The organism is Candidatus Sysuiplasma acidicola (assembly GCA_019721035.1).
GTDB classification, from domain to species: domain Archaea; phylum Thermoplasmatota; class Thermoplasmata; order Sysuiplasmatales; family Sysuiplasmataceae; genus Sysuiplasma; species Sysuiplasma acidicola.
This window is the reverse complement of the sequence record JAHEAA010000009.1, coordinates 54,442-76,093: the sequence shown is the minus strand read 5'-3', so window position 1 is coordinate 76,093 and position 21,652 is coordinate 54,442. Positions and strand designations below refer to the sequence as shown.

The 21,652-nt window shown below is 48.7% G+C and carries 17 protein-coding genes and 1 tRNA gene; 10 read left to right on the top strand and 8 right to left on the bottom strand.

Annotated elements, in window-relative coordinates; genetic code table 11:
• A partial coding sequence (locus tag KIS30_05770) for a signal recognition particle receptor subunit alpha (GenBank protein MBX8646248.1) occupies positions 1-468 on the bottom strand: 468 nt, incomplete at its 3' end.
• A gap of 357 nt (positions 469-825) precedes the next feature.
• Here KIS30_05770 and twy1 point away from each other — a divergent pair.
• Complete coding sequence (gene twy1, locus KIS30_05765) at positions 826-1,824, top strand: 4-demethylwyosine synthase TYW1 (GenBank protein ID MBX8646247.1); 999 nt, start codon at positions 826-828, stop codon at positions 1,822-1,824.
• A 30-nt stretch (positions 1,825-1,854) separates the two neighbouring features.
• Here twy1 and KIS30_05760 read toward each other — a convergent pair whose 3' ends face one another.
• From KIS30_05760 to KIS30_05745, 4 genes are all read right to left on the bottom strand, one after another.
• Positions 1,855-3,780 carry a beta-CASP ribonuclease aCPSF1 gene (locus KIS30_05760; GenBank protein ID MBX8646246.1) on the bottom strand — a complete coding sequence of 642 codons (1,926 nt, stop codon included), beginning with the start codon at positions 3,778-3,780 and terminating at the stop codon, positions 1,855-1,857.
• Between the two features lie 96 nt (positions 3,781-3,876).
• Positions 3,877-4,518, bottom strand: a complete 642-nt coding sequence (psmB, locus tag KIS30_05755) for an archaeal proteasome endopeptidase complex subunit beta (protein ID MBX8646245.1) — start codon at positions 4,516-4,518, stop codon at positions 3,877-3,879.
• Positions 4,519-4,743: 225 nt separating this feature from the next.
• Positions 4,744-6,063, bottom strand: coding sequence for a replication factor C large subunit (locus KIS30_05750; GenBank protein MBX8646244.1), 1,320 nt, complete (start codon positions 6,061-6,063; stop codon positions 4,744-4,746).
• A gap of 844 nt (positions 6,064-6,907) precedes the next feature.
• The gene (locus tag KIS30_05745) at positions 6,908-7,774 is read right to left on the bottom strand and encodes a recombinase family protein (protein MBX8646243.1); all 867 of its coding nucleotides are present in this window, start codon (positions 7,772-7,774) and stop codon (positions 6,908-6,910) included.
• Between the two features lie 111 nt (positions 7,775-7,885).
• Here KIS30_05745 and KIS30_05740 point away from each other — a divergent pair, with 111 nt between their 5' ends.
• The 3 genes from KIS30_05740 to KIS30_05730 all read left to right on the top strand — a co-directional run bounded on the left by KIS30_05740 (position 7,886) and on the right by KIS30_05730 (position 10,331).
• On the top strand, positions 7,886-8,326 hold the full coding sequence (locus tag KIS30_05740; GenBank protein ID MBX8646242.1) for a hypothetical protein: 441 nt from the start codon (positions 7,886-7,888) through the stop codon (positions 8,324-8,326).
• 237 nt (positions 8,327-8,563) lie between these two features.
• Positions 8,564-9,859 carry an FAD-dependent oxidoreductase gene (locus tag KIS30_05735; GenBank protein MBX8646241.1) on the top strand — a complete coding sequence of 432 codons (1,296 nt, stop codon included), beginning with the start codon at positions 8,564-8,566 and terminating at the stop codon, positions 9,857-9,859.
• Between the two features lies 1 nt (position 9,860).
• Positions 9,861-10,331: a hypothetical protein gene (locus tag KIS30_05730; GenBank protein MBX8646240.1), complete on the top strand. Its 471-nt coding sequence runs from the start codon at positions 9,861-9,863 to the stop codon at positions 10,329-10,331.
• Positions 10,332-10,523: 192 nt separating this feature from the next.
• Here the strand turns inward: KIS30_05730 and KIS30_05725 are convergent, their stop codons facing one another.
• Positions 10,524-10,736, bottom strand: coding sequence for a MoaD/ThiS family protein (locus tag KIS30_05725; protein MBX8646239.1), 213 nt, complete (start codon positions 10,734-10,736; stop codon positions 10,524-10,526).
• 53 nt (positions 10,737-10,789) lie between these two features.
• Here KIS30_05725 and KIS30_05720 point away from each other — a divergent pair.
• The 5 genes from KIS30_05720 to KIS30_05700 all read left to right on the top strand — a co-directional run bounded on the left by KIS30_05720 (position 10,790) and on the right by KIS30_05700 (position 15,957).
• A tRNA-Ser gene (locus KIS30_05720) sits at positions 10,790-10,887 on the top strand.
• A 70-nt stretch (positions 10,888-10,957) separates the two neighbouring features.
• A complete protein-coding gene (gene larB, locus KIS30_05715; protein ID MBX8646238.1) occupies positions 10,958-11,716 on the top strand; it encodes a nickel pincer cofactor biosynthesis protein LarB in 759 nt (252 codons plus the stop codon).
• A gap of 113 nt (positions 11,717-11,829) precedes the next feature.
• Positions 11,830-12,810: a GNAT family N-acetyltransferase gene (locus KIS30_05710; protein MBX8646237.1), complete on the top strand. Its 981-nt coding sequence runs from the start codon at positions 11,830-11,832 to the stop codon at positions 12,808-12,810.
• Positions 12,811-12,961: 151 nt separating this feature from the next.
• On the top strand, positions 12,962-14,140 hold the full coding sequence (locus KIS30_05705) for a hypothetical protein (protein ID MBX8646236.1): 1,179 nt from the start codon (positions 12,962-12,964) through the stop codon (positions 14,138-14,140).
• 146 nt (positions 14,141-14,286) lie between these two features.
• Positions 14,287-15,957, top strand: a complete 1,671-nt coding sequence (locus KIS30_05700) for a TCP-1/cpn60 chaperonin family protein (GenBank protein MBX8646235.1) — start codon at positions 14,287-14,289, stop codon at positions 15,955-15,957.
• Between the two features lie 32 nt (positions 15,958-15,989).
• Here KIS30_05700 and KIS30_05695 read toward each other — a convergent pair whose 3' ends face one another.
• Together KIS30_05695 and KIS30_05690 are read right to left on the bottom strand one after the other, a co-directional pair.
• The gene (locus tag KIS30_05695; protein ID MBX8646234.1) at positions 15,990-17,804 is read right to left on the bottom strand and encodes a glycoside hydrolase family 15 protein; all 1,815 of its coding nucleotides are present in this window, start codon (positions 17,802-17,804) and stop codon (positions 15,990-15,992) included.
• Between the two features lie 92 nt (positions 17,805-17,896).
• On the bottom strand, positions 17,897-19,759 hold the full coding sequence (locus KIS30_05690) for a S9 family peptidase (GenBank protein MBX8646233.1): 1,863 nt from the start codon (positions 19,757-19,759) through the stop codon (positions 17,897-17,899).
• Between the two features lie 247 nt (positions 19,760-20,006).
• On the opposite strand from KIS30_05690, the gene KIS30_05685 reads away from it, so the two are divergent.
• The gene (locus tag KIS30_05685) at positions 20,007-21,647 is read left to right on the top strand and encodes an acyl-CoA dehydrogenase family protein (protein ID MBX8646232.1); all 1,641 of its coding nucleotides are present in this window, start codon (positions 20,007-20,009) and stop codon (positions 21,645-21,647) included.
• Positions 21,648-21,652: the final 5 nt, after the last annotated feature.

Genomic DNA, 21,652 nt, shown 5'->3' with positions numbered 1-21,652 from the left:
AAAAACCGGAACCTTGATTTCCTTTCCGATCTGTTCCAGCTGATCTATTGCTGCCGGCCGGTGGACATCTGCGGCAATGAGTCCTACACTCAGTCCTCGTTTGGAGAGATACCTGGCTAGCTTCCCTGCAGTTGTTGTTTTACCCTGCCCGTAAAGTCCCACAAGCATTATCGTTTGTTTGGATTTGGTAAGCTCGGCAGATGTGCCAAGTATCGCAGCCAGCTCGTCATAAATAATCTTGATGACGTGCTCCTTCAGACTTGCCCCCGGTAGCACTTTCTCGTTGATCGCCCTGTACTCTACTTTCCTGGTAAGCTCGAGAACGATGTTCACATTCACATCAGCCTGCAGAAGAGCACGCTGTATGTCCTTGGTAATATCCTTAATGAATCGCTCATCGATGTTAGCCGAACCTGTAATCCTCCGCACTACAGACTTTAATGATGCTCCGAGACCTTCAAGAACCAATGCAAACACCAGCAACTGGCATTCAACACAATGCGCGAACTATTTTAATGTTACAAAAAAAACAGCACTCAAATTAGAAAGGGATGGGCCAGTTTTGTCAGAAGGGATGGGATGCACTCTAACAACTAGCCCAAAACCCTGATTATTACGATAAGCGCGCTAGTATTAAAACATTTCTGACCATTTTATACACAATGAGTCAAAAAACAAGAGATGCTTTACGCAATAGCATTCCTGCATCTCCGGGTGGCAGGACTCATCTGCCCGCCTACTATCAAACCCCATGGCTCAGGCTGGCCGAAACTGTAATCGGTAGAAACTCAAAATCATCTAATATTGAAATCAAATAGCGCACGCATGGATCTTCAGCGAAAGGCAGTTCTCGAGAAACAGCACTACCGTGTTGTCGGCGAACACAGTGCAGTCAAAGTGTGTCACTGGACCAGGGAAAGCATGGTGCATGACAGGGGATGTTACAAGCAGAGCTTCTACGGAATAGAATCACACAGATGCATGCAGATGACACCTGCCGTGAACCAGTGTTCCGAAAACTGCCAATTCTGCTGGCGATTCCAGGATTTTGAGGAAGATCACATCGAGGTCGAAGACGACCCGTCATTCATACTTGAGAATGCGATAGAGGCCCAGAAGAAACTTCTGAGCGGTTACAAAGGCGATCCAAGATGTTCGGGAGAGAAGTGGGAGGAGGCTTCCTCCCCGAAGCACGTGGCGATTTCCCTGACTGGAGAACCGACCGCATACTCTAGGCTTGGAGAATATATCGATCTCTGTCACAGAAACGGCATGACTACATTTCTCGTTACAAATGGAACGAATCCTCAGGTGTTAAGGAATCTGGATCCTTTGCCAACGCAACTGTATGTCACTGTAGCTGCTCCGACTAAAGAAATTTTCACAAAGATTTGCGCCCCGATTAGGTCAAATGCCTGGGAACAACTGATGGAGACCCTAACCATACTTCCCTCTCTTGATACCAGAAAAGTGATAAGGCACACGCTCGTCCGGGACTGGACGCTAGGTTTCGAAGATATTTATGCGAAACTCGACAGCATAGCTCAACCGCATTTCATAGAGTCGAAGGGATACGTCCATGTTGGATACTCCAGAGAGAGACTGTCGATAAAGAACATGCCTTCGCACGAAGAGATACGTAAATTTACAGTGAAGCTTGGCGAAAAGCTGGGAAATTACGAAATACAGAGCGAGAGAAGAGATTCCAGAGTTGTTCTCCTGGTCCGGAATGGTGTTGTGAGGTGGCTTCCCGGACTTGAACGGCAGGCAGAAGAGGAAATACGTTATAACACCATATCCGAGAATAACAGGACACCGGCCTGAGGGATCTGGCCGGAAGTCGGCGCATTACAGCTACTTCAGCCTCACGGTCTCCAGATTCATTGGCGCCTTGGTATCTATGCCAAACTTTTTATGTATCGTACTCGCGAGTTCAAGGCATTTGTATTCCTCTCCGTGGCCCAAGAATATTCTGGATGGTTTCGGCTCCATTCCGGCCACAAAATTGAGAAGCTGCCTCCTGTCCGAATGACCGCTGAAGCCGTCAACCGTTTCGGTGTTCAGGGTGACTGGAACCATTATCTGTTGACCCCTCTCGCTCATCTGAAGTTCCTTAATGCCGCGCTGTATTTTTCTGCCAAGGGTACCCTCGGCCTGGTAGCCGACAAAAATCAGCGTGTTGTTCTGATCATCCGCCCAGTGCTTCATGTACTCAAGCACGGGTCCGCCGTTCATCATGCCGGAAGTGGCGAGCACTATGCAGGGCTCCGGATCGCTTATGATGCGTGCCCTTGTTTCGCTGCTGTCCACTCGTCTGAAGATAGGCGACAGGAATGGATTCTCGCCATTCTGGAAAATCTGCGTCCTCAGCTGACTGTTAAGGTACTCTGGATAGGCTGTATGAATAGCTGTAGCCTCCCATATCATACCATCCAGCCACACCGGAATAGTTGGCACCTGCCCGGTCCGCATCAGTTCCTCGAGCACCAGCATTATCTCCTGCGAACGGCCGACAGCAAAGACTGGAATGATCACCTTTCCGTTTCTTGCAAGCACCCTCTCTATTATGTTCTTCAGGCCGACAGATGCCTCCTGCCTCGATGCCTGGATGTCACGGTATCCGCCGTAGGTGGACTCCATGACAAGTGCCTCTAGCCTTGGAAATTTGTTGTTTGCCGGATTGAACAGCCATGTTTTCTCAAATTTTATGTCTCCGCTGAACGCTATGTTATACAGCCCGTCCCCAATGTGGAAATGCGAAACGGCCGAGCCCAGAATGTGACCAGCATTCTGGAACGTGAGCCTTATGTCCGGCGCAATGTCCGTTGTTTCGCCGTACTTCAGCGTGATGCAATTTGCAACTTCCTTGCGTATGTGTGACGACTCGTAAGGTGGTTTTTTGCCCTCTCCGAATGCCACTTTGATCATATCGAGCTGAAGCATGGACATCATGTCCCTTGTGGGGGGAGTACAGTAGACTGGTCCGTCATAACCGTATTTGAAGAGTGCGGGCAGAAGGCCCGTGTGATCGAGGTGTGCATGCGTTATTACTACGGCATCAATCGATTCTATAGGCTGCAGCTCCGGTGCATTGAGATAAGGGGCGGGAACATTTGGACCGCCGCTGTCCTGGTCTGAGGTCCCGAGCCCGCAGTCTATCAGAACTTTGCTCTCCCTGGTGCTAAGGAGTGTGGAACTCCGACCTACTTCCCTGAAACCGCCAAGTGACGTGATGCGTATCCAGGTATCACCATCCATTCTTGTCCTGTACAGACGCTTTCCGACCTTACGCAGAAAGTCCTTTCTGTCGTTGGCGATGCTGCGCATGTACGTCCGTATATCGCCGATTGTCTTGGATGGGATAGGCGGCGCCCTGACAACCTTCGTTGCCCAACCTATTTCTCTCTTGATTTCGTTGAGTACTGCACCCTGTTTGCCTATGACAACGCCAGGGCTTATCGCCTCGATGATGACTTCGCCGGTCTCATCGTCGAAAAATATATCGGTTACCTGAGCTTCGTCTGGAATGATTTCCCTAATCTTCTTCTCAGCGTCATCCTTGTTTGCAAGCAGAGACGGGTCCGGTCTGATGTCCACGCGCCTTTTCAGCGCCTGTGCGAGCTGCCGTACAATATCAGAATTCTGCGAATATGCCTCGAAATTCTTGATGTATATCACAACAACAGACGCTTCGAAGTCTATGTTTGTAACTTCCACCTCAGATGGAATTATTTTTCTTACTGTTTCCTTGACGTCGTCGAGTACTTTTTCCAGACTCATTTGACACTTGCCTTCTTTGTAGCTTTATCTGTTAAATTGGTTGAATGAATATCAAAATCACAGAGAATTAGGGGTTATCCGGGAAGAGGGTTTGAATTAGGCCGATTTGAGTATCTTTGTCCATCTTTTTTCTATCTCCTTCTCCTCTAGTTTGACATAACCTTTTGCGGTTATATTGACCACAACGGCATTACCGCCGCTGGCAGAATCTCTTTCCATTGCGGCATGCAGAGATCGTATAGCGATATCTGTTGCCTCTGTGACTGACATACCTGCTTCGAAATGATCCTCCAGAACGCCAAGCGCAAATGGAGATCCTGAGCCGATGGACACGTATACATCATCAGTCATGCCGCCCGCTGCGTCGAGACCGTAAACGCTCGCTCGTTGGTTGGCGTCCACTCCGCCAACTATCAACCCAACGAAAAATGGCATGAATCTGTTCGATTGGAGTATATTGGCAGTCATGGTTGCCGCGCTCTTGGGTGACATGTACGAACCAGTCTTCAATCTGTGCAGCTCAGCTTCAGCCCGGACGTAACGTGCGATAGACTGATCGTCGCCGACCAGTCCGGCCGTTGTCATGCCGAGATTATTGTCGAGTCTGTAAATTTTGTCTGCATGCTTGTGAGCAATCAGATTGCCCATCGTTGCCCTGGTCTCTGAGGCCAGAATGGCACCGTCCTTGCATGCAATCCCTATCGTTGTTGTACCTTTTTTTAATTCTGAAATGTCCATCCGACAATCCCCTGTCGATCCGAAGAAAAACGATTTAGCACTCCATTCAAACTGTTACGAGTATTTAAGCATAGTGACGAATTTTCGCCTGGCACTAGGAGGGGCCCAATTTTTACCCCGACGTGCAGGAGCAGTCCGCGACTTGGCTTGGGCCGGATCATGTGCTTGTGCCAAAACAACTGGCCCCTAAATACCATCAATACATCTGCGCACGCGGGTCAGATCTCAGCTTTTCTCCTTTGCAAATGCAGAGAGCCGCCGTATGACCTCGCTGTCCTCCTCGGATTCCAGCAGGGACGAAAGGTCTTCCTCGGTGAGACCGAGCTTGGAGGTCATTGATTCGGCGAATGTATTTGATGTCCTGAAAGATCTCTGTAGGAAGGGAAACATTTCATTCTTCACGTTCGCATGGGAGGTATGTGCGTACAAGGAAATCTTTTCTGACAGCGCCCTTCTTGACCTTATGAGTGAGTTGCGGTATGCTATCCTGGTTAGCACGAACGGGAATCTCGAATTGCCTGAGTGCGTCCCATCCTTCGTTACGCTGCTTGAACCAATCGACATGATATCTGATGCATACGACCAGAGTCTATAGTAGCTGCTCCTGCCTGCTTTAGAAAGAAATGCCGTGGATCTTGCAAGCATTTCATATCCCTTGACGAGCTGCTCGATACTGTCGACGTAATAGGGCAAGTTTTCATCGAGCCATAGTGAAATGTGTTCCGGATCTTCGTCGAAGCTGCGCATTATGGATCTCGCTTCTTTGGGGTTTTTCGCGCTTAACAGACGGTATAGACCTTCACGCACTTCAATTACTCTGTCCCTCTTGCTGATAGATGCAACATCGGCAAGCGTCACGTTTTTACCTTTTGTAGCTGCAATTGACTGCATATCATTGATCGCTGCACGAGCATCGCCCGAAGACAGTTCAATTAACTTCATTGCAGCTTCGCGGCTGAGGCTTATGCCTTCTGCCTCGCAAATACGGTGAAGGATGCCTGCAAGCTTTGGTCCGCCTATATTTTCGAACAGGATGGTCTTGCATGACTTTTTGATGTATTCGCTTCTTCGAGTTAATTCGTAAAGATCGTTTACAATCAACACCACGGGTTGAAGCGTATTCCTGATCATATCAGAGACTGCAGCAATACCGCCTCTGTCCTCCCTGCTGTGTATGTTGTCCGCCTCATCCAATATAATCAGATGTCTCTTTCCGTCATCCAGCGAAAAATAATCACCGTTCGCGGCGAATGTATTCGTACCAGAGCCCGGAATCACGACTCTTCTGATTTCCTTCTCTCCGCGTTTGTCGGAGGCGTTCATCTCAATATAGTCCCAGCCAAATTCACGGGCGAGAGCGATCGCACTCGTTGTTTTACCAACACCGGGCGGTCCTGAAAGAATCGCAGCTCTGATCTTTGGAGGGGTCTTCGTATTCCAGGTTTTTGCCCATGCTCTTAATTCCGCCTTTGCTTTGTCGTTGCCCTCGACATCTGAGAGTATTTGTGGCCTGTACTTTTCTGTCCAAGTGATCTGCTTTTCCATCTTCGCAACCCTGTAGAAGAAGTTTGTTCACATAGAGTTTTGCGACATGGATCCCTCCAGTATCAATATAAATGATATAAGATTAAGTGCAATATCGATATATACTAATAAAGTAGATGACATAACTATATTCGACCTCCGTCACGATGTACCAGAAGCAGTTTCTTGGCTGTTCTGCTTCAACCTTTAGTTGATTTCGTACAAAAACCGGGAGCAGATAGCTGATACTGAGAAGTTCGTCCCGATAGGGACTGATCGTTTTACGATAATCTATGTAAGCACTATATTTTTATTGTCTATAATAATCTATTCATTAATATTATTGACTTAACCATTAGCCATAGTATACTGTCCGCAATGACGTTCCTCGAAGTCCTGGTTTAATATGTATTAATTCATATAGGACCCATAACATAACGATTAGTTTAGCTAAATACTATTTTGTAGTGACAAGGGCCTTCTATGGCCCCCCTCCGACCCGTCCCATCGCGTTTCCCATAGATTCAGAGGTATTCAACTCAAATACCCATTTCCAGGCTCGTTACCATAAAATGTGTCGACACTGACCTTTGCGCCTAATGCAATCCTTGAGTCATTAGAAAAGACAAGCCCTCCGTTTTGTTTAGACACTTCTGCTCTGGTCGTTTATCAACACGAATCTGCCCGGCGTGACCTGAAACATCACAGAAATGTGCACATTTGTGTAAACATCGGTGAACCGAATTTTACCTGAACGGATGTTAGTGTTCAATGTTTTAGTTTCGAGCTACCTAAAGAAAAGTCAGAAAGGCAGATGGACTTAGCAGTTGGTGTAAATGCATAAATGAATGTTCACGCGTGTTGTTTATGCATTAGAACATATGCCGAATTCGCCGTTCTGCAGCTTATCTATCTGAAGCGTCTTCTTGAAAACGCTGTGACTCCTGTATGAACGAATCCTCTGAGCACTGTTCCACTTATCCTGTGGTATGAGCTCCTTGTGAGTGCCTTTCCAGTAAAAGGGACCCCATCTGTGATAGCCCGCATAAAGAGGATTTGTCAACACATTAAGCACCGTTTGCCTGGTCCAGTTACACGAATTCTTTGTCGTGATGCCGGCACCATTCAACGAAGATGCAATTTCCTGCAGGCTGCTGCCATTCAGATATGCATCATAGATTCTTGCGACGACCGCAGCTTCGAGATCATTAACTGTCAGTGATTCCTCAGCGTAGTCATAACCGTAAGGGTGATTGAAGCCAAGTATTCCCTTGCCTTCTTTTGCCTTCTGAAGCATTCCCATCTTCACACGCTCTGCGATCATGCCCCTTTCAAATTCGGCCACACTTCCAAGCATATTGAAAATAAGTTTACCGGCAGGAGTTGTTGTATCGAACGGTTCGGTTGCACTCTTGAAGAATATTCCATTCTCGTCCATTTCATGGACAAGATTTGAAAGATCGCGCATATTCCTTGAAATTCTGTCAAGTTTATAGACGAGTATGAGATTGAAAGAGCTCTTCTTCATATCCTCCCTCAATTTTCCGAATGCTGGCCGGTTGAGCGTTCCGCCTGAAAATCCGGCGTCTTCATAAATTTGGGAGAGACTCCAGCCTTGGCTGACGATGTATGCCTTCAACCTTTCTTTCTGGGCAGAAATGCTGTAACCTTCCTCTGCCTGTTCGGTGGTGGAGACCCTGAGATAAATCGCTACATTCATTTCATCTGACAATTGTCAGACAACAGAATACTGCAATATAAGCTTTTCAAGAACATACGTGCAGGGAAACTCACTCGATTCTCCGGGCATTGTCTAAATACGTGGTAAGGGGTAGAGGAAGGCATGGGGCGGGAAGATGAGATAAAGAAGAAGATTGAACACTTTGGCGGCCTACTGGATGAACATACGGCTGCCCTGCTAGTCGATTATGAGAACTCCCAATTAGGGGAGGAAAAGAGACAGAAACTTAAATCCAAACTCGAGAGAGCTACCAATTCTCATTCTGAGGCACTAGTCCTGGAAATACAGAACGGCAGGAATTACAGAAAAAGAGACGGGACCGAAGGCACCGTACTATCAATCAAGATATTCGTGGACGGGACAGAAGCATGGCTCACATTCTGGGACAAGCAGGTGGAGAAAATACGATTTGACAGATTACAGGAGGGCGAGCACATAATACTGACTAACTGTCAGAAGTCTGCGGGCAAATACGGGCTGCAATATACTACAGGAAAAGGGGGGGTTGTTCGTACAAAAAAGAATGAAACCATATTTGAGTAATATTAAATTAGTCAGTATAGCTTATACATAGACTAAAAAACAATCTAAGTATAATTGACACCAACGAGAAATCAGAGCCTCGACTTTCAATAAATTCAAGCCGGTTTCGAAATGCAAATTACAAAATGGAAATCAATAACGTCGACGAGAATCGTCTCAGGCACGAAGAGACAGATCATCAGCAAGAAATGATTCCGTTGAGGGGCGATGAAATATATCTGATCGGGCAGAAAGAAGATGAAGAACGAAATTGCTGTGATAGGTGCAGGTTCGACAGGGCTGTTTACTGCGCTTGATCTGAAGTTGCGTGGTTTCGAAGTTTCGCTTTTCGATCGTTCTGTCGCAGGCTCTGGCACTTCCGGAAAATTTCACGGCCTCCTGCATAGCGGGGCGAGATATGCGGTGACCGACAGTTCTGCGGCAATTGAATGCAGGACAGAGTCTTCAATACTGAAACGCATAGCGGATCACTGCATAGTGGATACTGGTGGCCTCTTCGTAGCGTTGAGCAAACAGGACACCGAGTATGGCGAAGAACTGAGAAACTCACTCTCCTCCTGCAGCATCGTTCACCGGAGTTTAGACTCCGACGAAACGATAAAGGCAGAACCTAAACTGAGTCCTGATGTTATCGAATCTATTGCTGTTCCGGATGCAGTGCTGCTAGGCAGCGACTTTCTGGCCAGCCTTGCTCTGTCGTGCATCGAGGCCGGAGTCAGGTATTTACCATTCATGGAACTGCAATCTGCCGAAGTTCTGAAGAATGAAATTCATTCCTTAACCTTTAGAAAAACCATAGGAGGCAACACTCAGACTGAGAAAACTGATTTTGTAGTGAACGCGACCGGGCCATGGACGGCCAGAACGTCAGAGATGCTCGGAGCAAAAATAAACATAATGCCTGTTGCAGGAACTATGCTGGTATTAAGGGATAAATATACATCATGCGTTATAAACAGGATGAGGAAGCCTTCTGATGGAGACATAATTGTGCCATATGGGCTCCACTCCATTCTTGGAACTACGGCCGCATTGATCGAGGACCCTGACAATGTGAGTGTGGATGACATAGACAAGGAAATATTGATTGAAGAGGCTGCGGCAATGATCCCGTCAATAGCCGCCTCCAGCACCATCAGGACCTATTCATCTGCGAGGCCCCTGATCATGAACGATCAGTCCTCATCAGAGATGACCCGAAGCGTTACCAGGGACTTCATAGTCAGGGCTGGAGAAGAAACGGGCGTAAGGAATCTGACAGTAGTTAGCGGGGGCAAGATGACCACTTCTCGACTCGCGGGAGAATCAGCTGCAAATATCACATCACTCATTCTCGGCAGAAAGACTGGATCGAGAACGGCATCATTTTACCTTACCGATGTTCATTCGATAAGTGGCATGAATACATCCCAGTCAAGGAATACTGAAAAGATGAAGGCAGCGATTGCAGCATTGAAAGGAGGCATCGACGATGAGAGAGAACAATCTGCCATCATGCTAGCATCACTTAACGATGATCTGAGGAGAAAATGAAATGTCTCAGCTTCACTATGAAGGCAATTTCACCGTCCCCAAGAAGATGAAACAGACCTTGGCGCTAATGACAGATCCTCAAAGACTATTCAATTTGATTCCGGGTGTTGAAAGGATTGATATCCTAAACGGGAAATTGAAGGTCAAATTCAGACTCGATCTCGAAAAAATGGGAGTTACAGATACAGGCGGATATCTGAGCACGGTGTCGTCTGTGATGTTGTTCGAATACAGTCTTGAAGGGCAAAACCTTTCAGTGAGAGGAAAGGGAAAGAGTGCAGGAAGCAGCATAAGCACAGATATTTCTGTTATCCTGTCAGAGTATCAAGGTGGGACGAAACTGGATTGGAAGGCGGAGGTCGACACCGGTCTGATTTTGAAAATGCTCGGTGAGCATAGAGTTTCCACAGCCGCAGGCACGATCATTTCATCGATCATTGATAGTTTTCGCCTGACTCTGTATTCACCCTGATTGTTCTGAATAGCGATTTTAGCCTCTGCGGGAGGGATTACGGATCTCGGCACACCTTTAGTCGGTGTGCATATCGCAAAGAGCCAAAAAAACTTGAAACATATCGCCCGTCAGATACTTCGTCATATACTAAGTGAGTCATGCCGGGTTTGCAGACAATGAAGTGATAAATTCAGCTTTGCGCGGCGTAATTCAGATGCCTCCGCTGGCTGCTTCCACAAAAATGAACGTGTCCCCGTCCGCCACTGCTGCGTCTACTGGGACTGGCACATCGCCCCTGAATGTAACCACTGCCTCGGGCCTTACAGAAATTGCTTTGAGCAGTTCAAGGACCGTAATGCCCTCTTTTAACTCTATATCGAGGTCCTTTCTTTCTCTGCCGTGCAACTCAACATGCACTCTCACGGAACCATGCTATGCAACAGTGTTTTAAACCTGTTTCCATTCCTTCTTTTCGGGCCGAGGTAGCTCAGCCCGGTAAAGCGGTGGCCTCGAGTCTTTCGCGGGGCAGCCACTGGTGCTCTGCACCACGGGAGTTCAAATCTCCCCCTCGGCGCCCGCTTGTCTCAAATCCGTTGGAAAAGGCACTCGCGTGTGGTCATACAGAAATACAATCGGTGTGCAAAATGAGAAGGAATAAACAGGAGCATGTTTCCAGTTCCGATGCATATATACTTCGCATCGGTGAGGCCATAAAATTCGATGCTGATCGTTTTTCACGGAAGGGATTCCCCGAGATAATCTATGGCCAGGGAAAAAGCTTGAAGCAACTGTCTGCAATCTGCGAGAAATTGAATATGGCGGGCCAGCCTGCAATCATTTCCAGGATAGATGAAGAACGCTCTTCGGAACTCAAGAATATCCTGAGTCGTAAGATGGGACGAAGGGCGGTTTTGACGCACCACTCGGATGGAAGGGTCTTTGTCTCATTACCTGCAGGCTGGAAGCGGGAGCGCATTGATGCCAGATTCAAAATTGCCATCGTCACAGGTGGTTCATCAGATGTGAGAGTGGCGTACGAAACAATTGCTGTACTTGACACGCTGGGATATATGCACGACGAGTTCTTTGATTGTGGCATCGCCGGACTACACAGGTCTGTTGACGCCGCAGGTGCCATACAGAGGGGCAATTACTGCGTTGCCATAGTGTATGCCGGCATGGAAGGTGCACTCGCTTCCGTCATGGCCGCTCTGCTCGATATTCCAATCATCGGTGTTCCTATATCCTCAGGATACGGTGCAGGAGGAGAGGGGGTTGGCGCCCTTCAGACAATGCTGCAATCTTGCGTCCCGGGACTGACTGTCGTGAATATAGACAATGGCATAGGTGCAGCAGCGGCTGCGGTCTCCATTATCAGACAATTCAGAAAGAGTGTTGCCTGATTTTCGTGCAGACAGGCATGCACTCAGCACTATGAATCGGGAACTTATGCAAAATTGCTATATTGTGAGAGTGGAATACAGCACAGCAGGTGTAGATTCAAAGGAGCTCGCAGATGAGACTGTTTTCAAGAAAAATGGTAATTCAGCTGAGGCCAATGCGCCAGGATGACATAGATGAGGTGAGGTCGGTCGGGCAGAGTGCGTGGTCTGACCTGTACTCGAAGGAATTCCATCAGAATTTTCAAGTTCCCAAGAGGAGCGCACGCAATGTTGCGTTTTACATGGACAAGGAGCCTGAAGGCTGTATCGTGGCGGAATCTGATGGCCGAGTCGTAGGTGATGTCTTCTGCCACGTTTGGGGAAAGGTTGGCTGGTTCGGTCCAGTCGAGGTGCTGCCTAACAACCAGAACGCCGGAGTGGGTAAGAAGCTGATCACGGGAGCCATTTCATATCTGGAAAACAGGGGTTGTTCCGTGATTGGCCTGGAAACAATGCCTGAAACAATGAAAAATGTGGTCCTTTACTCGAATCTTGGCTTCTATCCCGATAGAGTGACCTATCTCATGGAGAAATCACTCTATGCGCCCAGACGCCGGGACGTCTTTCCCCCTCCAGGAACGAGCATTGTAAGGTACAGTGAGATGGGAGAGGAAGCGGCTTTGAATGCTGTGAAGACGCTCTCTTCCCTTTCCATGCCTGAACTGGACTATTCCAGGGAGGTCTATTATTCGATGAAGCACAACACAGGAGAAACGCTGTTCCTGACAAGGGGCGAAGAGCCTCTGGGCTTTGCGCTGGTATACACCTACAGCACGTCTGACGGTTCAAACAACAGTTCGATAAGGATCATGATGCTCCGCGGAAGTGCGTCAGTGGATACTGAAGCATCTGCCCTGATATCCGCCGGTGAAGAATTTGCAAGGGAGAATGAAAAGGAGCGTATGAACATCCGTTTCTACACCGGGAGCTATTCGATTTTCAACATACTTCGCTCCAGTTCATACGTTCTCAAGGGAACGAACATACGCATGCTCCACAGGGGAAGCATTCCATCCTTGAATAAAGTGATTGACTTGAATTCATGGGCAGGTTGAATTCGGGTCAGCCCCCGTGCCGTTTAAATACACCCCGGTAGTCTCATTCCACGTGTTGCGGCCGGTCCAAATTGCTGCATCGGAAGACATATTCGCCTCCTCTGACACGCCTTATTCTGTTTCCATATGTGTCAGGTGCAGAGGAACGAAAATGCTCTGCGGAAAATCCGCCTGCCCAATACTCGTCAAGTATTTCGCAGACAATAAGGTAAAGAAGATTACCTCAACCCAGGAAATGGACGGATTATCTCCTCCAGGGGTCTTCATCGGCAGATATGGATATCCGAAGGTTGACATTGGACCATTCATAGCTCCCGGGGAGGAGAACACAGACATAATGGATACTCCTGAAATGTGGGTTGGAAAGAGTCTTGAAGAGATCACGCAAATGCGCTTCTCCCTCGTCAGGGGAAAGCACAGAGCAAGGGTAGACAGGCCCGACGGTGACAGGATTCATGACCTGGTGCAGGAGATATCGATGTCAAGGACAATGCCGGAGATTGAGGTCAAATTCTCGAATAGCCCGGGAGTGACTTTTGCACTAGACGACAGCGTGCAACCGTTCGGCCGATCTGGAAGGATAGAAAGAATAATTGCCAGCACCGGTCGTTTCGACCAGAAGATTGAGAAAGCATTCTTCGATACAGATCTGGATGCGAGGAGCGCGGTGGAACAGCTATACAAGTCTGAAGTGAAGGTTTCGGCGATACAGAGAGCGTTCAGTACCGGTGTGTTTGGGATTGGGAAAAACAGGAGAATGGTTCCCACAAGATGGAGCATAACAGCAGTCGACGACATGATTGGAAAGGCGATGCTTAGAGAAAACAGGTACAATGATACGCTGTGGGACTACCGAGTCTATTCATACAGCGCCCTGGATAACAGATGGATTATACTGATGCTCCCTACAACGTGGCGCTATGAACTCATAGAGGCGTGGTATCCAAACACCACCTGGAATCCCACTGGGAAGCAGATATGGATGATATCTTCACATGAATTCTTCAGCGGCAGGAGCGAATACGCCGAAATAGGCGGATGTTATTATGCTGCGAGGCTCGCGGTCAACGAACTGTTCCGGCGCGAGGGGATACAGGCAGGTGTGGTAATAATGAGGGAGTCACACCCGGGTTACATAATGCCCATCGGGGTGTGGAATGTGAGGGAGCATGTGAGGGAAACGCTGAGGACTCAGCCCAGAAGCTTCGAATCACTTGCCGGCGCAGTTTCATTCATATCCTCAGTTCTGGACATACCTCATGAGAGGTGGCTGGCACACAGCTCGATACTGAGAAATTTCAAGGATCAGCGCACGCTGGACCAGTTTTAATGTGCCCATTTTGCGTGAACGTGACAACACAGGGTTATCGTGAAATACGCGAGAACGGTGAGAGATAGACGTGAGGTCTTGCGATTCCAGTCGATCAGGCATCAGTGTTAAATACCGTTTAACTATCGTAATGTAACAGGTGAAGCATGTTACAGGGACAGCCGATTATAATACTCAAGGAAGGCACAGAGCGGGAAACTGGTAAATCTGCCAGGCATGGAAACATCGCAGCCGCGATTGCTATTGCGGACGCCGTGAGGTCAACGCTCGGACCGAGCGGAATGGACAAGATGCTCGTTGACGGACTTGGGGAAGTGGTCATAACCAATGACGGAGCCACCATACTCAAAGAGCTGGAAGTGGAACATCCTGCGGCAAAAATGCTTGTTGAAGTGGCCAAGACGCAGGACAATGAAGTCGGTGACGGAACTACGACTGCTGTCGTTCTTGCAGGCGAACTTCTGCGTAAGGCAGAAGAGCTGGTCGACAGGAATGTACACCCTACAGTAATCGCTGTCGGGTACAAGCTCGCGCAGGACAAGGCGACCGAATTTCTGGAACAGATGGCCATGAACGTGGACCGTAAAGATCAGAAAACGCTGAAGAGTATTGCTGAAACAGCAGTGACCGGAAAGAATGTGGGTGGCAATACTGACTATGTGGCAGAACTTGCTGTGAAGGCCGTGACTGCCATTCTTGACGAATCGGGCGGAAAGGTGAGGGCCGACACGAGCAACATCAAGGTGGAGAAGAAGCACGGAGCCGCCGTTTCGGATTCTCAGCTCATACAGGGCATCATACTTGACAAGGAGAGAGTCCATTCGAGGATGCCGGAATACGTCGATGAAGCGAAAATTGCACTGGTCAACCAGGCACTTGAAGTCAAGAAAACTGAAGTTTCATCCAGCATCCAGATAAGGGATCCTGGCAAGCTGCAGTCCTTCCTGGACCAGGAGGAAAAGACGCTGAAGGAGATGGCAGACAGAGTAAAAGCCGTGGGTGCCAACGTAGTCATCTGCGAGAAGGGCATAGGCGACATAGTGCAACACTATCTCGCGAAAAACGGCATCTACGCAGTGCAGAGGGCAAAAAAGTCCGATATGGAAAAGCTTGCCAAGGCAACGGGCGGAAGAATCGTCGCAAACGTGAGAGACATTACAGAGAAGGACCTTGGCAGGGCGAAGAGAGTGGAACAGAAGAAGGTGTCGGAAGAAGACATGACGTTTGTTACAGGCTGCAAGAATCCAAAGTCCGTCACAGTTCTGCTCAGGGCCGGAACGGAACATGTGGTAGAGGAGCTGGAGAGGGCTTTTAACGATGCAATGAGAGTCACGGCGGCTGCGATTGAGGACGGTAAGATTGTTCCAGGCGGCGGCGCGGTAGAAACGGCACTCTCTCTGAGGCTTAAGGACTACGCATCAAGCGTTGGAGGAAGAGAGCAGCTCGCAGTGGAAGCATTTGCCGAATCGCTGGAAATACTCCCGAGGACGCTTGCGGAGAATGCTGGACTGGATCCCATAGACATACTGCTCGAACTCAAGACGAGCCATAGTGCAAAGGGGTCCAAACACACCGAAGGCATCTCGCTGGATAGCGGCAAGATCAAGGACATGGTTAAAGCGAAAGTGCTGGAACCTATTCGTGTCAAGAAGCAGGCTCTCGCATCGGCAACGGAAGTTGCAGTGATGATCCTGCGCATAGACGACATAATCGCCGCAAGGAAAGGTGCAGGAATGCCGTCCGGCGGAGGAATGCCACCAGGTATGCCTCCTGGCATGGGCGGTGGAATGGGCGGAATGCCACCCGGCATGATGTGAATCTGCGTTATCAGATATCAGAAACCTTTTACTCATTTCATTAGCGGTATGTCCTGAAGGAGACAAGCGGTGTTTATCAATCCCAGATGACTGAATGCCTGTGGGAAGTTGCCCAGGAATTCATCCGTCGCGGGGTCTATCTCCTCGGATAGGAGGCCGAGGTGATTGCACCTTCCCAGCATTTTCTCGAAGAGCTCGAGCGCCTTTGCAATCTCCCCGGCGCGGTACAAAGCGTCGATATACCAGAAAGTGCACAACGAAAAGGCCCCCTCTTTTCCCTTCAATCCGTCGCTCTCCACATAACGCATCACAAGCCCATTGGACACCAGACGCTTCTCAATAGTTCTAAGCGTCTCCACAAACACTTTGTCCTTTGCGCTTATCATGCCTGTAGAGGGCAGGACAAGAACGCTCGAATCGAGCCATTTCCCATCGAGTATGCCTGAGATATAAGTACTGTCATGACCAACGGATGCCTTCAGCACCGATTCTCTGATGCTGCTGGCCGTCTTGTCCCAACTTTCCGCGTCCTCGGCGTAGCCGGTGATTCTTGCAATCTGCGACGCCCTGTTCAAGGCGGTCCAGCACATGGCAGCTGAATGAGTATGTCTCTTCCTGCCGTTTCTCATCTCCCAGATGCCCATATCTGCCTTTGTCCAGTTCGATGTGACGTATTCGGCAATTGCCTTCACTATTCTCCACATCTGGTCCGGCACTTTTCCGGTCGGAACAAAGGTAAAATACACGGCATCGACAATGGGTCCGAAAATGTCTATCTGCACTTGCGACGTGGCACCGTTGCCAACGCGCACCGGACGGGAATCCATGTAACCGGTCAACTCGGGAAGGTCGATCTCGTCGGGTACCGGATCGCCTTCCACCGTATACATGACTCTCAGATTCTCAGGTCTTGAAGCCCTTCCTCGCAACAGATGCAGAAGCCAGAAAAAGTAGTTCTGCTCCTCCTCCCTGTGCGAAAGCAGATTGAACGCCCGGAGGGCATATGTTGAATCTCTTATCCACGAGTATCTGTAGTCCCAGTTTCTCTCCCCGCCTATTGATTCGGGCAGGCTCGTTGTCGCAGCTGCGCATATTGCTCCAGTGGGTGAATACGTCAGAAGTTTCAGCACGAGCGCAGATCTGATTACAATTTCCTTCCATCTGCCTTCATATCCCGTTGCCTCGGCCCACTCACTCCAGTATCTAACGGTTTCCTCAAGAAGACGTTCGCTGAAATCCATTTCGAAGACCGATGAAGCGGAGCCATCCCACCTCAGCACGAGATTCAGACTCTCCCCGCGTGACAGCTTTACAGTGGTGGTTGCACAATTTTTCTCAAGTTTCAGTCCCCTGGCTCCATAAAGTGTTAAATTATCGCTTTTGTACTCAGCGACGCATACGTCCTTCTCAATATGCAAAATCGTATGGACGGTGCCAAACCTGAATGCAGGATTGAAGGATATATTCAAATCGACGCTGCCGTCCGTGCATCTGATGATTCTGTGTATTTCGTGTCTCGAATAGACGTGATCACCAACACGCTCTACAGGCATGAAATCAATAACGTCAACATTGCCCGATGATGAATGCAGCGAAGTCACGAGAACATTGGTATTCTTCATGTAGCGCTGGGCGCTGGATTCGCCGCCGACTATGCCGATTCGCATTTCGCCCCCTTTTCCGCTGTCCAATATTGATGAAAATACCGCCGGAGAGTCCATCCTAGGGAAGCAGCACCAGTCTATTGTTGCCTCGCGCGTGATTAGTGCAGTGCTGTACGTGTCCCCGATAATCCCGTGGTTGCTGATATTATGCTCATCGACAAGTTGCGGGCGGAGGTTTGTCATGGATATCTCAGGAAGAACGTATGTTGTATAAATTTTGCCTTGATTTCATGCTTGTCTGTTTAAACGCAGCCCGAAACAGAAATAGGCCGGGCTCAATAGCCTACAAGGTGTTTTTCCAGAAACGCAAGTGTCCTCATGTTGGAATCTACGATGTTGCTGAGTTTCGAGAAACTATGCCCCTCATCTTCATAAAATTTAAAATCGACGGGCATGTCAAGGCTCTCGAGTTTTTCCTTTGCCTGTATGGACTCCTCAAGAGGACATCGCGGATCATTTGCCCCGGCGATTATCTGTACAGGGACTCTTATTCTGTCAATGAAAAATATTGGTGATGCTTCTCTGAGTCTCTCCGCATCTGTTTCCGGATTCCCCATGTTCTGCAGGTCCCAGAATCTGAGATCCTCGCGCTCATTTTCCATCTCCGTGAACCAGTTGAGAAAAGGCACTGTAGCTGAACCACACACCCATCTGTTTTCGTATTTTGTGAGCGCACACATGGTAAGATATCCGCCGAAAGACTCACCCATTACCGCGATTCTATTCGGGTCCGCCAGCCCTTCCTGAATAAGATAGTCGACGGCCGATACACAGTCGGCAATATCGAGATTACCCATCACAAACCTGTTTGCCTCCATAAATTTCCTGCCGGAGCCGGTGCTCCCTCTGTAGTTAGGCGCGATAACCGCAATGCCCCTTGAAAGCAGCATCTGCCTCAGCGGGTTCCAATAGTTACTTGCCTGCCATGCTGGTCCGCCGTGTATCTGCAGCACTGCCGGCAGTCTTTTCTCCTCCCCCCCGTCTCCCGGCAGGAAAAGCAGTGCCCTCAGATTCGTACCGTCCGCCTTACTCTTGTAATTCACTGTCCTTCCGTCTATAAATCGGCTGACGTCTATGTCATGCGATATGCTGTGTGTTATCTGTTCGAAATTATCCTCAGCTACAGAATATCTGAAAACATCTGATGAGACTCTGCTCCCGCTGAACAGAAAATACACATGTTTTGAGTCCGGAGAGAACTTTATACTGTTAACGATTCCAGGCGTAAATTTCGGGCGCTTCACCTGCACTGAATTCCACTGACGATCCAGTTCCCGTATCTCCAGGCTTATATTGACCCCGTCATTCACCTCGTATGCAATCCATTTGGAATCCGGCGACAGGGCAGGACTCAGGTGTTCCGTTTGTCCGCTTGTAACCCAGTTTATGCACCCATCCTCCGTGGCAAGAATGCCGATATGTGCATATCCGCTGGCTGAGGAGACAAATGAAAGCAATCTTCCATCGGTTGACCAGCTTGGAGATGATGCGTCTATTCTCATTCCTGTATTCGGATCAGAAATCGGCGAAACGTTTCCGTTTTCCAAGTTTAGAATGAAAACCGCGAACTCCTGTCCAGAAACACTGGAAGTCACCGCAAGCTTCTTTCCATCAGGGGAAAAATCTGCGGTAATGTCGGAAAAATTATGATGCGTAACTCTCCTGAAACTGCCCTCCGTGACATTAAGGACATAGGTTGCAAAGTCACCTTCCATGTTAGCAACTACGGCAGCATATTTCCAGCCGGGAGAAAAGCTGACGTGAGGCAAAATTGCGTAATCTGTAGATGGTGTAAGATTGACAGCCTTCTTGCTGACCGGATTATCATCGGATTCATCAGACCCGTTAAGCGCAAGAGCAAACAAGTCAAAGTTTTCATCACCACCTCGATCTGAAAAATACGCAATACTCTTCCCATCCTCTGAAAAAACGGGTGATGTTTTTGTTTCGTTATCTGTAGTCAGCCGAACAGCGCCATCGGCGTCAGCGCGCGCACTGTCAAGCAGATACAGCTGCAGACACTCATCAATGTTTGAGCTGAATACCAATTTGCTGTTGGCAGATACGGCGAACGAATCAACAGCTGGAACACTGAAAAGTGATCTGAGGTAATCGTCATGTTTTACCGACCGGGTCATGCATTAACAGAATGCATGCCAATTCATCAATCTTCTCGTCTTCCATGGAGAAATTTTGAAGATACAACTGACCGTTCCACTCTCAGCATGCGCCTGTTGTGAACCGTGCGCTTCGGGACTCGCTACAGAGTGGAATGACAATAGTCCGGAAAGAGCACAAAAGTGCGGGAAGTGTCAGCGGGGAAAAAGTGTCAAGACACAGAATACCGGCAACAATCATATAGGCCGGACAGCTCTCATTGATCTCATGCATAAATCTCCGTTTGGTCACTTGTCAAACGCATATGACAGGAATCATTTTGACATTGACAGGCCCTTTCAGTCCATACTTAAATATCATCTCGGATTCGTGCCTGACCTGTCCAGTCTTGGAAAGTTTGCGGGGCGGGAACTGTATGAGATTGCAGACCACGTCGATAAATTTGGCAGACCGAAACACGTTATGTGGAGCATAGACGGTGACAGAGTTGACAAAGTGTGGCTCGAACCGTCAGAGCTCTGGGCTCTTGAAAAACTGGTAAGAGACTACGGCATAAACAGGTCCCCTTACCACAATGGCGACTGGATGAAACATTTCGCCGCTTTGTATCTCGTCTCGGATCCTGGCATCGGCTGCATCATCACAGTAACCAATCAGACAGCGTATGCAATACACAAGTATGGAGACGGTGAGGCGAAGAAATTTCTTCCTCACTTGATCGGAGACAAAGAGGACATCATGTACGGTGCTACGTGGTTTACGGAGATACAGGGCGGAAGCGACCTAGGGGCAAATAAAGTGAAGGCAACACTCAGCGACGGCAGATGGAAGATTGACGGAGACACAAAGTACTTTTCCAGCAACGCGGGCCTGGCGGATGTCGCTCTGGTCACCGCAAGAATAGAGAATGGCAGAGAAGGGGCGAAAGGACTGGGCCTCTTTCTTGTACCTGAATATAATGTCAGAGGAGCCAAAAATTTCGCAGTGCGAAGGCTAAAGGAAAAGAGTGGTACTGTAAGCGTCCCCACAGGAGAAGTCGAATTCAGTAATTCAGAAGCCATCCTAATCGGTGAAGTGGGCGAGGGAATCTACTACACCATGGAAAACCTGATGGTGTCCCGTCTCGCAAATTCGGTCGCAGCACTTGGCATAGCAAGAAAAGCCCTCCTTGAAACCTATTATTATTCAAAGAAGAGAATTGCCTTCGGGAAGCATCTGATAGACCATCCGCTTTATGCTCGCGATCTGCTGGACATGGAAGTTTATCTCGAGGGCGCCATGGCACTCGGATTCAAGGCAGTGGATATGTTCCAAAGAAGCTGGAAAGACAGGCCGCCGTACAGCATGGATTATCATTATGCCAGACTCCTGACGCACATTGCAAAGAATATTACGGCGGAGATGGCCGCAAACGTGACAAAGATGGCAATGGAACTGCACGGAGGTCTTGGATTTTTGAGCGATTTCCCGATAGAGAGGCTGCACCGGGAAGCGCTCATTACGCCAATCTGGGAAGGACCGAGCAACATACAGGCACTGGACATGCTGGAGGCAATATCAAAAAAGAAGGCACATCTGAAATTGCTGGAAGATGTTTCTGGCATGAAGATGGATATCAGATTCGGCATGCCGATACTCGAGACATCTGAGAACAGGATTCACGAGACACTGGAATCGCTTTCCAGTAAATCTGATGCCGAAGCGCAGTTCTTCGCAAAGGACTTGTTAAACGATCTCGGACACTCGATAGCCGTCATCCAGCTGATCCATGCGGCAAACAGGCTAAATTCAGAGAGGCTTTTGAGCGTGGCTGAACTGTATTCAAAAAGGTTCGTTGAGCGGCAGACATACGGACCAAAGGCGGCGGCAGAAGCGGGACGGCTGATACGAATAGATGAAGGAGCGTGATATCG